General features: G+C 37.5%; 13 protein-coding genes. All 13 read left to right on the forward strand.

What is annotated here, in order from left to right:
• The first annotated feature begins 14 nt into the window (after positions 1-14).
• The 13 genes from VIHSUH07_RS03105 (at position 15) to VIHSUH07_RS03165 (ending at position 13,354) form a co-directional block, all read left to right on the forward strand.
• On the forward strand, positions 15-1,565 hold the full coding sequence (locus VIHSUH07_RS03105; RefSeq protein ID WP_005380916.1) for an LptA/OstA family protein: 1,551 nt from the start codon (positions 15-17) through the stop codon (positions 1,563-1,565).
• Between the two features lie 11 nt (positions 1,566-1,576).
• Positions 1,577-2,437: a UTP--glucose-1-phosphate uridylyltransferase GalU gene (gene galU, locus VIHSUH07_RS03110; protein ID WP_105083878.1), complete on the forward strand. Its 861-nt coding sequence runs from the start codon at positions 1,577-1,579 to the stop codon at positions 2,435-2,437.
• A 161-nt stretch (positions 2,438-2,598) separates the two neighbouring features.
• Positions 2,599-3,111 (forward strand): biotin transporter BioY, encoded by a 513-nt coding sequence (locus tag VIHSUH07_RS03115; RefSeq protein WP_105083879.1) that lies wholly within the window; start codon positions 2,599-2,601, stop codon positions 3,109-3,111.
• A gap of 194 nt (positions 3,112-3,305) precedes the next feature.
• A complete protein-coding gene (locus VIHSUH07_RS03120; protein WP_105083880.1) occupies positions 3,306-4,304 on the forward strand; it encodes a nucleoid-associated protein in 999 nt (332 codons plus the stop codon).
• Positions 4,305-4,315: 11 nt separating this feature from the next.
• Entirely contained in the window at positions 4,316-4,807 is a 492-nt protein-coding gene (ybaK, locus tag VIHSUH07_RS03125; protein ID WP_005380842.1) for a Cys-tRNA(Pro) deacylase, read from the forward strand.
• An 8-nt stretch (positions 4,808-4,815) separates the two neighbouring features.
• On the forward strand, positions 4,816-5,478 hold the full coding sequence (locus VIHSUH07_RS03130) for a ribonuclease H1 domain-containing protein (protein ID WP_105083881.1): 663 nt from the start codon (positions 4,816-4,818) through the stop codon (positions 5,476-5,478).
• Positions 5,479-5,495: 17 nt separating this feature from the next.
• A complete protein-coding gene (locus tag VIHSUH07_RS03135) occupies positions 5,496-6,413 on the forward strand; it encodes an NAD-dependent epimerase/dehydratase family protein (protein ID WP_105083882.1) in 918 nt (305 codons plus the stop codon).
• Positions 6,414-6,423: 10 nt separating this feature from the next.
• Positions 6,424-6,702, forward strand: coding sequence for a DUF1294 domain-containing protein (locus tag VIHSUH07_RS03140; protein ID WP_005384261.1), 279 nt, complete (start codon positions 6,424-6,426; stop codon positions 6,700-6,702).
• A gap of 12 nt (positions 6,703-6,714) precedes the next feature.
• Positions 6,715-8,142, forward strand: coding sequence for a glucose-6-phosphate isomerase (locus VIHSUH07_RS03145; RefSeq protein ID WP_105083883.1), 1,428 nt, complete (start codon positions 6,715-6,717; stop codon positions 8,140-8,142).
• A gap of 143 nt (positions 8,143-8,285) precedes the next feature.
• Positions 8,286-8,933, forward strand: coding sequence for a hypothetical protein (locus VIHSUH07_RS03150; protein ID WP_105083884.1), 648 nt, complete (start codon positions 8,286-8,288; stop codon positions 8,931-8,933).
• Positions 8,909-10,108, forward strand: coding sequence for a type II secretion system protein GspD (locus tag VIHSUH07_RS03155; RefSeq protein ID WP_105083885.1), 1,200 nt, complete (start codon positions 8,909-8,911; stop codon positions 10,106-10,108). Before VIHSUH07_RS03150 ends, VIHSUH07_RS03155 begins: the two co-directional genes overlap by 25 nt.
• 32 nt (positions 10,109-10,140) lie before the next feature.
• Positions 10,141-12,057: an ABC-F family ATP-binding cassette domain-containing protein gene (locus tag VIHSUH07_RS03160; protein ID WP_105083886.1), complete on the forward strand. Its 1,917-nt coding sequence runs from the start codon at positions 10,141-10,143 to the stop codon at positions 12,055-12,057.
• 148 nt (positions 12,058-12,205) lie between these two features.
• Complete coding sequence (locus tag VIHSUH07_RS03165) at positions 12,206-13,354, forward strand: ABC transporter substrate-binding protein (RefSeq protein WP_105083887.1); 1,149 nt, start codon at positions 12,206-12,208, stop codon at positions 13,352-13,354.
• The last annotated feature ends 11 nt before the right edge of the window (positions 13,355-13,365 follow it).

The raw sequence follows: 13,365 nt of genomic DNA on the forward strand, positions 1-13,365 counted from the left end.
GGAGTTTAGTAACCATGAGGAAACAAAGAGTACAATGGCTCGTGGCAGCATGCTTGCTTTGTTTAGCCCAGCCAGCGTGGGCTGCTTCAGACTCAATTACATATCAAGATAGTTTAGATAGTATATCTGAATCCTATCCAGGTGAACTGCAACAACCTTCGACACCTGAACGCAGCAATATTCGTGTTGTTCGTCGTGGTGCTTCACCGATTACGGCACCGACAGAAAAGTTACCAACTCGTGTAGATGCAGATAAGATGACATATTCCGGTAGTACTGGCGATGTAAATGCTTTTGGTAATGTAGTAGTTACTCAAGGTAATCGCACATTATTAGCTAATCGCATCACTGGTAATACAAAAACCACAGAGTATCGAACTGCTGATGGTCCGTATCGCTACTTAGAAGATGGCGGTAAAACAAAAGATCTTACTGGTGATGTTATGACCTATCGTACTAGCGATCAACATTTTGATGCCGGTCATACACAAGGTTGGTCTGATCCGTATTATGTGAAGGGGCAGAACTTATCCTATGATGGTCAAACCGGTTCCATCGAAAAAGGTATGATTACATCTAAGCATGCGATGGCATTTAAGCATACACCTGATTACCGTATTGAAGGTGAAGACATTAAAATCTATCCTGGCGATAAGGTAGTAATTCAACATCCAAGCTTTTACATCAAGAATTTTAAACTTTTTAGCTTGAAATCTTATACAAAATCTATACGTGGAGATAAACAAGGTAAAGTAAGTGCATTTTCTATTATGCCACGGCCTATTTATAATAGTGATGATGGTATTGGATTGCGTGGTAATGCGGAAATTCCATTGGGGAAATCTGGTGAAGCATATTTTGATTACAAATGGTATTCAAAATCTGGATTTAAGCCTCAAATTGGATATCGCTATTTCTTACCTTGGGGAACCGCATCCATCGGGTATAGTAAAGTATCCAATGAATATAATGATGAAACTGTATGGGTAGAAAAAATCGGCGAATTACGTCTTGATACACATACGTACCATATTGGTAAATCTCCATTTACTGCACGTGGTGAAACAAGTATTGGTTATTGGAAGGAAGGATCTGTAAAGGGGGTCCATAAGGACTATAAGGTAGAAGTATCTCATGATCCTATCAACCTTTGGAAAGATGGTACTTTGCGATTCTTCGGCGGTTATCAACGCGATTATTATGGTTATGATAAGTCGATACGTAGCATGCCGTACTGGGGCGCTCAATTCCGTACAGCTGTAGGACCTAGAGTTAATGCGTGGGTATCGTATAATCAACGCAATATTAACTATAACAACTCGCCATATCGCTTTGATAGTACAGAGCTTCCTAAGGAGCTTATCTATGGTGGTTCCTTTAAATTGACACGTCTCGATGATATTTCGGTGAGTGTTAAACAAAATATGATGAGTGGCGATGTGGATTCTATCTATTACACATACCATCGTGATTTGCACTCCTTTGATATGTATTTAACATATAAAGATTCTCATAAAAATAACAATAACCAATGGAAAATCAAATTCGTTGGTAAAGATTTCTAAGGAGCATATACATGAAGTCTATTCGTAAGGCTGTCATTCCAGCAGCTGGTTTCGGTACACGTTTTTTGCCAGCTACGAAAGCACAACCAAAGGAAATGTTGCCTATTGTTGATACACCGGCGATTCAATATATTGTAAAAGAAGCACTCGATTCTGGTATCGAAGAAATTCTTATCATAACAGGTCGTAGCAAACGCGCCATAGAAGATCATTTTGATAGCAGTGTCGAGCTAGAAGAGCTATTACAAAAGCAAGGTAAAAATAAACAATTAGCCATGGTAAAAGATTTGGCGGATATTAAAATTCATTTTATTCGTCAGAAATCACCGCGTGGTTTAGGTGATGCCGTATTATGTGCTAAAGCGTTTATTGGTGATGAGCCATTTGCTGTATTATTAGGTGATGACATTGTTTATAATCCAGAAAAACCATGCTTACAACAGTTGATGGATTGTTATGAACAACATCCAGGTATCATATTAGGTGCTCAATTTGTACCGAATGAAAAGGTAAGCTCCTATGGTATTGTGTCCGGAGAACCGTTGGCAAATAACTTGTATCGCGTTCATGGATTAGTAGAAAAACCAAGTGTTGATAAGGCACCGTCCAATTTAGCTGTTCTTGGTCGATATATTTTAACGCCTGATATTTTTGATATCTTAGAGAATACAAAACCAGGTGTTGGTAATGAAGTACAACTAACAGATGCATTAGCTGCATCCAAAACAGATACTTACGCTTTAGCCTATGAAGGTGTTCGCTATGATACAGGTGATAAATTAGGCTATTTGAAAGCTACCGTGGAATATGCACTTCGTAATGAAGAATTAGGGGCAGCATTTAAGGAATATTTAAAAGGATTGAAGTTATAAAATAGCTTATATATTCTTTGGATTTAAATATAAAATTGAGGCCACCATTGATTATCAATGGTGGCTTTTATTGTAAACTAATCGAAATTAATTGGTTGACGATAGGTGGTTGGTTGATTATAATTTAATAGTAATAATTATAATATATAGGGAGGTAAAATATGGAAGCAAGACGTTTAACTAAAATGGCTTTACTAACGGCCTTATTATGTGTTTCAGCATGGATTTCTTTTCCATTACCATTTAGCCCTGTTCCAGTGATAGCACTAACTTTAGTGGCTACACTAACAGGATTAATGTTGGAGCCGAAGGACGCATTAATAGTATTCTTAGTATATATTTTATTAGGCATTATAGGGGTTCCCGTATTTGCTGGTGGTACTTCTGGATTAACTAAATTATGGGGGCCTACAGGTGGCTTTATTGTTTCTTGGCCAATAGCATATACATTGTTGAGTATTTGTAAAGGTAAGTCTCGAAGCTTTTTCTCTTATGCTTGGCGTTCTATTGCTATAACAATTCCTGTAGTATATATTTTTGGTGTTGCTGGATTTATGCTTGTTACAGGAACTCCACTTTGGGCTGCATTAACCGCTGCAATGTTCCCTTATATTCCTGGAGATATTGTAAAATGCTTAGTTGCTGCTTGGTTAGCCACTAAAATTAAAATCTAATACTATAACAAGGGAGGTGTTAACAGGCACCTCCTTTGTTGTATTAAGAGGATATATAATTACTTTCTCTTAATTTATGAACATGAATATAGGTGTTTAAATTATGTCTAATTATTGATCATTCAAAAATAGACAAAGAATTGCTAAAAGAATGGTATAATAAAGAGTAATATTTTTATCCTTTAGGAGTTATCATGCAAATTAATAAAGCAGCCCTAGAGATTTTTGATTTTACATCATCTTTAGCGGTCTATTCTGAACATGAATTAAAAATAGGTGAGCAAGACATACATGACTATATTGCAGGCCATGTAACGAAAGCTTTTAAAGATCCTGGTGCGAGAACAGGGACGTTACATGCACATAGCCCTATGGGAAAGCGAATCGGTGAATATAAATCTGGTGAAATCTCCTTTGTTACGTTAGCAAAAGAGTTAGGGGAGAAGACCTTTGACTATATGAAACAAGCCACAGTAGGCGTTGTCATTGATACTATCGTATGCGATGTGGTGACAGACACATCATATATTTGCATGCTATTATGTCAGGCTCATGATGCCTTTACGCATCAATTGTTTAGTGAAGATGATGGCTCCTTATCGACAGAACTTGTACCACATAAGGCGGTATTGCCGATGCCGACACAAAAATTGCGAGCTTTTGTTGCCATAAATACATTGGATTTATCTGTTCGTATCTTTGAACCCAAAGGTGAATATGACGGTGAAGTTTGTTATATCTTAGCAGATAAGGTGTTACAACTTGGTACAGATCAATCCTCTAGGGATACTATTAAAAAGGTAAAAACCATTATAGATAAGGTGGCTCAAGCGCACGAATCCGATGGTGTAGCAGAGCTGACGATGGCAAAGTCTATGATTGCTAAAAATGCAGAAGTATCTGATACGGTTAATCCTGTTCGCATTGTGGAAGAGGTATTTAAGTCTAACCCCATTCAACAAGAAGCGGCTAAAAAGGAGTTAGCTGAACAGGATATGATGCGGCCTTTACCAGTAAATCGCGAATTTGCTACGAAGGTAGGCGAACATCATAAAATTAAAACCGATACTGGCATAGAAATTTCGTTCCCTGTAGAATATATGCAAAATCGGGAGTTTATCGAAATTAAAACTAATGATGATGGTACTTTACGCATTGAATTAAAGAATATAAATAAAATTGTTAATAAATAGGAGGCTCTTGTATGAGTAAGGAAAAGCATAAAAAAACAAATGCATTACGCATATTAGATACTCATCACATAGCATATACGATTGATGAATATGAATGGTCTGAAGAACGAGGTCAGGGTGTTCATGTAGCTGATGAACTAGGTCTTGATGAAAAAGAAGTATTTAAGACTTTAGTTGGCAAGGGTGATAAAACAGGATATGTAGTATTCTGTATTCCTGTAGCTGAAGAACTAGATATGAAACAGGCTGCTCGTGTCAGTGGTAATAAATCTGTAGAATTAATTCATGTTAAAGACTTATTAGGTATAACTGGTTATTTACGGGGCGGTTGCTCGCCGGTAGGTATGAAAAAGCTATTTCCTACATATTTTGATGAAACGATGCAAGCTCAAGAGGCTGTATATGTTAGTGCTGGTTTACGAGGCATGCAGATGCATGTTAATCCACAAGATTTACAATCTGTAGTAAATGCTGAATTTGTACCGCTTACCATGAAGCATTAGGAGGTTGTATGGCGAAGAAATTTTATGCTGTAAAAGCAGGCCGTACGCCAGGTATTTATGAAACTTGGAGCGATTGTGAAAAACAGGTTAAAGGCTTTGGTGGGGCTATTTATAAATCGTTTCCCACTAAGTCAGAAGCCCAGGCTTTTATAGGTGATGAAGGTATGAGTATTGGTGATTATCTAGCATCATCAAAAACGTCTAAAACAAACCATACAAAGAAATCTATAGCTCCTGATTTCTCAGAAACCAATCATTTAATTGCATATATTGATGGTAGTTATGACAAATATAATCAATCGGTAGGTTCCGGTGGTATAATGTTTCTAAATGGAAATAAAGAAACATTTTCGTTCGGCACAAAAGATGTGAATTATACAGAGTTTTGGAATGTGTCTGGTGAGTTATTGGCGGCCATGCATGTTATGGAATATGCTTTAACTCATGGAATTTCTAAGTGTTCCTTATATTATGATTATATGGGGATAGAAATGTGGGCTACGAAGAAGTGGAAACGAAATAATGTATTAACCAATGAATATGCAGCATTTTGTGAACGTATATTCCCGCATGTGAAAGTATACTTTCACAAGGTACATGCTCATACTGGTGATACATATAATGAAATGGCTGACCAACTCGCAAAGGCAGGGGCAGCGATAGGTAAATAATCTAAAAGGGGAAAACAATGCGCGTTTGTGTAACGGGGGGCGCCGGATTCATAGGGTCCCATCTGGTCGATCGACTCATAGCATTAGGTCATACAGTATTGGTAATAGATAATCTTACAACAGGGGTACGAGAATTTGTTAATCCAAAAGCAACATTCATAGAAATGGATGTACGAGACGCTAACATAGAATCTATTTTTGCAGATTTTAAACCTCAAGTGGTATTTCATGAAGCGGCACAAACGATGGTGCCTGCATCTATGGAAAATCCTAAGATGGATTGCGATGTGAATCTAATAGGATTAATTAATATGCTCGAAGCAGCTAGAAAGCATAATGTTTCACATTTTCTAATGCCATCCTCTGCTGCAGTGTATGGTGATCTCGATACATTACCACTCACAGAAGACATGTCTGGTAAACCGACATCATTTTATGGCCTTACAAAATTGACAGCTGAAGGATATTTACGTATTTATGAACAAGCTTTTGGATTAAAAACAGTATGCTTTAGATATGCTAATGTATATGGGCCACGTCAAGGGGATGGTGGAGAAGGCGGTGTAATCAGTATTTTCAACCGCCTTATTAATGAGGATAAGCCGCTTACCATTTTTGGGGATGGTGAGCAAACACGTGACTTTGTATATGTAGCTGATGTAGTCGAGGCTAATATTAAAGCTATGAATCATCCTGACTTAACAGGAATTTATAATATTTCTACCAATACGAGTGCATCTGTCAATGAATTGGTAGGCTATTTTACATCTATCAGTGGTAAAGAAATTGTAACTAATTATGAAGCAGAACGGGTTGGAGATATACGCCATTCTCGCTTATGTAATGAAAAAGCAAAAAAAGATTTTGGATTTAAAGCCACTGTTAGTTTAGAACGTGGATTGGGTGATACCTTCTCATATTTTAAGGGGAAATAAATATAGGATTATGAGTGAAACGTATTTTCTGATTATTATGACCGTATGGAATTTTATTGTCTTTTGTATATATGGATATGATAAGTTATCCGCTATAAAGGGGTATGAGCGGATTTCTGAATTTACATTGCTATTTTTAGCCTTTGCCTTTGGTGGTTTAGGCGCTTTATTGGGCATGGTAGTATGTCATCATAAAACAGCAAAATTGAAATTTAAGTTATTGATTCCCATCGCTATTCTTTGGTCCGTATTTGGTATTGGTTATGGCTATGGTTGGATTGGTGCATAAAGGAGATACTTGATGTTACAGTTAGATTCTGGATTTGAGCTAGATTATAACAATATCTATAATGAAAGCTGCATACAGGCAAGGGACATACAAAACTTTGAACGGGCCATTCAAAATGTATGGCGTCATACCAATATTTTGCGATCCACAGGTTATGAAGAAGGCCACCTATCTAAAGATGGTCAGCCAGAACCAATCTTGTTTTATCAGTTGCCATATATATCAGAAAACGGCATCAATACACCGGATATGATGGACCGTTTACATGACTTGGGTGACTATGCTCGTAAAAGTATTGATACTGTTGTTTCTATTGGCATCGGTGGGTCTTATCTAGGTAGTAAGGTACTCTTTGATGTGCAATGTGGTTCATTTTGGAATAACTATACTGATGAAGAACGCAACGGCTATCCGAGATTTTATTTTGCTGGTTTTAATGTAGATGGTCCATACTTAGAAGGGCTTATCAAAACCTTAGTATCTCAGGCCGATGAAAAGGGTAGTGACTATAAAGTTATGCTTGTAGTTACATCAAAGTCTGGTTCCACTATTGAACCGATGGCTAATTTTATGATTCTTCAAAAAGCACTAGAGGATCATCATATTAATTATGAAGTTACCGTCGTTACAGAAACAAATGATGAGGCACATCCTACTATTCTTCATGATATGGCTATCAAGCATCAATGGAGAACATTCTCCGTTCCTTATGGTGTAGGAGGCCGATTCTCCGTTTTTACTGAGGTAGGATTTGTTACAGCGGCTCTTGTGGGATTTGATATTGAAGGATTCTTAGCCGGTGCTGCATCGATGGATATGGCTTGCCAAGAAGAGGATGTTTATAAAAACCCTGCACTATTTAGTGCATTATTGAAATATATTGCATCTGAGCGATATGGACGTATTATAGAGGTATTCATGCCTTATGGTGAGTCTCTACATTCACTATCTGATTGGTATGTACAGCTCTTATCCGAATCATTAGGTAAAATGAGTAATACCTGTCTTCCTTATGGTCGTACACCTGTTCCTGCAGTAGGCACGATGGATATGCACGCGCAAGTGCAAGAGCATCAAGAGGGGCGTCTTAATAAGGTGGTTCAATTTATTAAGGTACGAGATTGGAATACATCATTGGTTGTTCCAAATTTATATAGTGAGTACGACAAACTTGATGCAATTGGTGATATTCCTATTAGCGATATCTTAAATAGCGCACTCGACGCGAATCGTGAGGCCCTATCGATAGATAATCGTTTTAATATGACAATATCTGTACCAACATTAAATGCATTTCATTTAGGGGAAATTATGTTCATGCATTGTTGGGCTGTGTATTTTGAATCGATTTTAGCTGGTGTTGATGCCTTTGATCAACCTGGTGTTGAAGTTTACAAACGCTTGATTGGGCCAAAACTTCAAGCTATGAAAAAACAATAATTGCTATCATACATTGTATGATTTGTAAAGGACACTAATAGTCACGGGGGTGACTATTAGTGTCCTTTTTTTATGTATATTTGTGTTGCATACTGATACTAGATAGATAATTTAATTCTACTATGTGAAAGGAGTCCTGATGAATGAACATACAGGAACGTTTACGAGAAAAATTATATCCTTATGTGACTCAATGTAAACGATACAAGAAGAGTCTAGGTGTATTGTTTGTATTAGGTGGAATAGCAATTGGTTGGGGCATATTCTATACACCTAAGGCTGATTATGTCCAGATGGAGCCTGATTCAACGGCAATGTCGAAATCAGAAGATACATCTCATGAAACAACATTGTTATACAGTACGAGTAATAACTTGAGAGCTCTTCCTTGGCGTGAGGTATTAGGCGAATCATTAGACAAAAGCAATGCAGCACCAATACATATGATGGATGAAGAACATAGAGGTGAAGATCAGCAGAACCTAAATAATAAAGATGATTCATCAAAGGTAAAACAAGGTAAACGGAGACATAGTCAGAAGAAAGTAGACCAAGATAGCAGTTCTAGTGCAGAACCAGTTACAACAAAACATAATAAGCAGAAAACAATTCATGTTAATGGCGTAATACATGGCCCTCAATGGGCTGTAATTTTAAGCAGTGGCACAGAATCTACTGTTGTTATGGAAGGTGATTCTTGGCATGGTGTAAAGGTAATTAATGTAGATGAAAATGGTGTAACCCTTGATGAAGGAGGCAATGTACGATGTGTATCTATTGGCGAATCATGATTATAGTTTTACTCTTAGGTGTAATAGAAAATCCTTGTGTATGGGCGAAAGAATCGATACATGTACAACAATCTGAGTCAGGTCAAAATACATATAGTATGACGGTTAGCAAGGCGCCTTTGTCCGATGTGGTAGAGGCCATCAGTCGTAGTTATAAAATGGATATACTTGGTATTAACACATTGAACGGAACTGTGACAGGAACGATACACGGTAAGTCACCATTAGATATGCTACATCATTTAGGGGATATGTATCATTTTGATATACAGGATGCTCAAGGCGTGGTAACCGTTACAGGGCATTCTAGTGCTAAGGAACATCGTTATGTAGTGGTAGTAGAACCAAAGATGGCATCATCGACATCGCTAGAATCTGTCATAAAAACAGTAGTACCCAATGGAAAGTTCGCTGTGCATAAGGAAACGAATCAGATTGTATTAAATGTAACAGGAGACGAGGAAAAAGGGGTAAACTCTATCATTCAATCTGTAGATAGAGATATGAAACAAGTGCGCCTGGAAGCTACCATTATGGCTATGGAGCATTCCTATACGAAGGAGACGGGATTTAGATGGTCCTGGCTGAGTTTAACCGGCCATGGTGAGGATAAGACAAATTCTTTTGGTGCTATTTCTTTTGGAAAAGCTCCAGATGGGGAAGCCTATAAATTTTTTGTTAAACCTGAGCTTAGCCTTTTAGAAACATCGGGAAAGGCAGTTGTTATTGCAACCCCTTCCATTATGGCTTTAAATGGTGAAGCCGCACATATTTTGATAGGTGAACGAATTCCTGTTATGGAAGAGTCAATTTCTAATGGTGAAAGAAAAAGATCCATTCATTACGAAGAGGTCGGTATTAAACTTGACTATACACCGGTAGTGACGAAAAATGGTATCATTGATACGTCTATACGAGCTGAGGTGAGTTCACCCATTATGGTATCTGAGATGAAATCTTATAAAATAACTACTCGACAAGCACAGACTAGAGTGCGTCTACAACCAGGAGAAGTATTGGTCATAGGTGGCTTAATGGATAATCGGGATCAAAAACAGATTGAGAAAATCCCAATACTCGGTGATATCCCTTTATTAGGTAAATTATTTAGGCATAGCCGGAAGACAAAGGATAGCGTGGAAATGGTCATTTTGGTGAAAGCGACTGTGGTATAATAATAGTTACGAAATGATAAAGGAGGTATTGAATGGAACGCATTCGAATGATCGGCCTAGGAAAATCATTTGGGGTGCGCCAAGTGTTTTCCAATGTGTCCTTTGAAATAAAAGAAGGCGATAGAATTGCCTTGGTTGGCCCTAATGGGGCTGGTAAATCAACACTATTGAAATGTATCCTCGGTATTGAGGAATTAGATGAAGGCCAAGTTGTAATGTCTCCTGTGGCAAGCATTGGCTATTTGCAACAAGATGTTAATTTAGGTGATGCTAGTTTAGCTGAAGAAATAGAAACAGCTTGGGAAGATGTTCATGCATTAGAAAATAAATTACAAGAGTTAACCACATATTTAGAGACTCATGAGGCTAGTGAAAGCGACTTACAACGCTTAGACTATTTACAAAATCGATTGGAATGGTTAGGTGGTTATGACTATGAACAAAAAACAAAACGCATAGTCTATGGTCTTGGTTTTACAGATGAAGATCTATATAAACCGGCTAATGCATTTTCTGGCGGACAAAAAACGCGTATTAATTTGGCAAAGGCCTTAGTACGTAGTCCGGATTTTTTATTCCTCGACGAACCGACAAATCATTTGGATATGGAAATGTTGGAGTGGTTAGAAGGTTATCTATCATCCTATCGAGGTGGCATTCTGATCGTCAGCCATGACCGGTATTTCATGGATCGCATCGTTACTGGTGTGGTAGAACTAGATCATCACAAGGCCACCACCTATCGCGGTAATTATAGCCGCTATGTGGCACAACGAGAAGAACGTTTAAAAGCAGATACGATTGCTTATGAAAAGCAACAAGAATATATTAAGAAAACAGAAGAGTATATTGATAAGTATCGTGCTGGTATTAAGTCTAAGATGGCGAGGGGACGTCAATCTCAATTAAATCGGTTGGAACGATTAGAGGCTCCTGAAACTTCACATTCATTAGATTTTAAATTCCCACCGGCTGCTATGAGTGCTGATAAGGTACTTGTACTAGATCATGTATCTATTGGCTACAAAACAGATGATCCAATTATTGATGATGTATCTGTAGTTGTTAGGCGTGGCGAATCTGTTGCTTTAATCGGTCCTAATGGGGCGGGTAAATCTACGATGGTAAAAGCTATTGTAGGGGAGTTATTCCCTATAGAAGGGCATATCGATATTGGCAATCGTGTCCAAGTGGGGTATTTCTCACAAGAACATGAAGAATTACACGATCGATGGCAAGTGGTAGATGAGATTATTAATAATTATAATTTTACCGAAGAAAAAGCTCGCAATGTACTAGGCTCATTCCTATTTAAAGGTGATGATGCATTTAAACTGGTAGGTGATTTATCAGGTGGTGAACGGGCGCGTTTAGCTCTGTTAAAATTATTCTTACAAGGTGATAATTTCCTCATTCTCGATGAACCTACTAACCATTTAGACGTACCTACCCGTGAAATTGTCGAACGGGCATTACAACAATTCGGTGGCACTTGTTTTATTATTTCCCATGACCGGTATTTCTTAGATCAAGTATCTACAAGAACATTGGTATTAGAGAATAAAGGTTTTACTGAATACTTAGGTAATTATTCTTACTATAAAGAGAAATTAAAAGAGCAACAGGATATAGCTGCTCTTACAGAAGTAGTAGAAGAAGTACCTAAGGAAGATGTGAAATCTGAAGCTAAAACCATTTCTCCATCTCCATTTGATGAACCTAAGAAAAAAACAAATACATACATGGTTGAAAAGCAATTAGCTGAAGTGGAAGAAGAAATTGCTAGATTAGAGGCGACTATGAAAATGTATGAAGTACAATTAGCAAATCCTGTAGTCCAACAAGATTTAGCGGAAATGGAAAACATATCTAAGCAGCTTTCAGATACGGAAAGCAACTTACAAAAGTTGTATGAGAAATGGGAACATTTTTCAGAATTATTAGCATAATAAATAAAAATTATAAGGTGTATATCTGAATTCTATAGAAGATATACATGATTTAATTGACAAACATAAAAAATATTTCATAATATAGAAGTATATATAATTTATACTATTATATTTGCTGATATTGTGATTAAAGGAAGGGTGTAACATGAATAAATCCATGTTAAAAAAAGCAGCCATTTTTGGCCTTGCTGGTGTAATGGCGGTTGCTGCTGGTTGTGGTAGCAATAAAGATGCAGGTAATGCAAATAATAATGAAGCAAAAATCGCATTGTTAACAACAACTACAGGCGGTGCTGCTGCGTATGGTGAATCCATCAAAGCAGGTGCAGAGTTGGCCGTTAGCCAAATCAATGCAGACGCTAACAATGTAAAAATTAATTTGCTCGTTGAAGACACTAAAGGTGATAAAAACGAAGCGATTAATGCGATGAACAAAGTAATTTCTAAAGATAAAGTTGTAGGCGTTATCGGCCCTATGTTATCTGGTGAAATGATGGCTGCTGGCCCTGTAGCAAATAAAAGTAAAGTCGTAGCTCTTGGCACATCTACAACAGCTGAAGGTATTACAGATATCGGTGATTACATTTTCCGTAATGCTGTACCAGAATCCTTGGCAGTAGATACTGCAATTAAAGAAGCACATAAAACTTTGAACTTTAAAACTGCAGCTATTATGTACTCCAACAACAATGACCAAATGGTATCTGTAAATAATACAGCTCGTAAAGCATTGGAAGCTGAAGGTGTACAAATCGTTGATACTGAAACATTCGCAGATAAAGATACTGACTTCTCTGCACAATTAACTAAGATTCAACAAGCTAAGCCTGATGTAATCGTTGTTGCTTCTCTATACCAAGAAGGCGCATTGATTATGAAAAAAATGCGTGAAATGGGTATGCAACAACCTGTAATTGGATCCAATGGCTTTAACAGCCCTGAATTTATTAAAATCGCAGGTGCTGCAGCTGATGGCGTTATCGTAGGTACACCTTGGTTCCCTAACAAAGATGACCAAAAGGTAAAAGACTTCCGTAAAGCTTATAAAGATAAATACGGTAAAGAACCAGACCAATTCGCAGCGCAAGCTTATGATGCAGTTTACTTGTATGAAGCAGCATTGAAAAAATCTGGCTCCACTACTGATCGTGAAAAATTCCGCGAAGCATTGAAAAATATTGCCGACTTCGTTGGTGTAACAGGTCAATTCAAATTTAATGACCACCGCGACCCTTCCATGGAAGTTCAAGTATTGCAAATTAGAAACGGTCAATTTGACGCATTAAAAAAATAAAAGTTGAGGTA

The organism is Veillonella sp. T34266-5 (assembly GCF_002959815.1).
GTDB classification, from domain to species: domain Bacteria; phylum Bacillota; class Negativicutes; order Veillonellales; family Veillonellaceae; genus Veillonella; species Veillonella atypica.

Excerpts from the sequence above, each read along its gene's own strand:
- VIHSUH07_RS03105 (WP_005380916.1), top strand. The coding sequence starts at position 15 with ATGAGGAAACAAAGAGTACAATGGCTCGTGGCAGCATGCTTGCTTTGT.
- galU (WP_105083878.1), top strand. The coding sequence starts at position 1,577 with ATGAAGTCTATTCGTAAGGCTGTCATTCCAGCAGCTGGTTTCGGTACA.
- VIHSUH07_RS03115 (WP_105083879.1), top strand. The coding sequence starts at position 2,599 with ATGGAAGCAAGACGTTTAACTAAAATGGCTTTACTAACGGCCTTATTA.
- VIHSUH07_RS03120 (WP_105083880.1), top strand. The coding sequence starts at position 3,306 with ATGCAAATTAATAAAGCAGCCCTAGAGATTTTTGATTTTACATCATCT.
- ybaK (WP_005380842.1), top strand. The coding sequence starts at position 4,316 with ATGAGTAAGGAAAAGCATAAAAAAACAAATGCATTACGCATATTAGAT.
- VIHSUH07_RS03130 (WP_105083881.1), top strand. The coding sequence starts at position 4,816 with ATGGCGAAGAAATTTTATGCTGTAAAAGCAGGCCGTACGCCAGGTATT.
- VIHSUH07_RS03135 (WP_105083882.1), top strand. The coding sequence starts at position 5,496 with ATGCGCGTTTGTGTAACGGGGGGCGCCGGATTCATAGGGTCCCATCTG.
- VIHSUH07_RS03140 (WP_005384261.1), top strand. The coding sequence starts at position 6,424 with ATGAGTGAAACGTATTTTCTGATTATTATGACCGTATGGAATTTTATT.
- VIHSUH07_RS03145 (WP_105083883.1), top strand. The coding sequence starts at position 6,715 with ATGTTACAGTTAGATTCTGGATTTGAGCTAGATTATAACAATATCTAT.
- VIHSUH07_RS03150 (WP_105083884.1), top strand. The coding sequence starts at position 8,286 with ATGAACATACAGGAACGTTTACGAGAAAAATTATATCCTTATGTGACT.
- VIHSUH07_RS03155 (WP_105083885.1), top strand. The coding sequence starts at position 8,909 with ATGTGTATCTATTGGCGAATCATGATTATAGTTTTACTCTTAGGTGTA.
- VIHSUH07_RS03160 (WP_105083886.1), top strand. The coding sequence starts at position 10,141 with ATGGAACGCATTCGAATGATCGGCCTAGGAAAATCATTTGGGGTGCGC.
- VIHSUH07_RS03165 (WP_105083887.1), top strand. The coding sequence starts at position 12,206 with ATGAATAAATCCATGTTAAAAAAAGCAGCCATTTTTGGCCTTGCTGGT.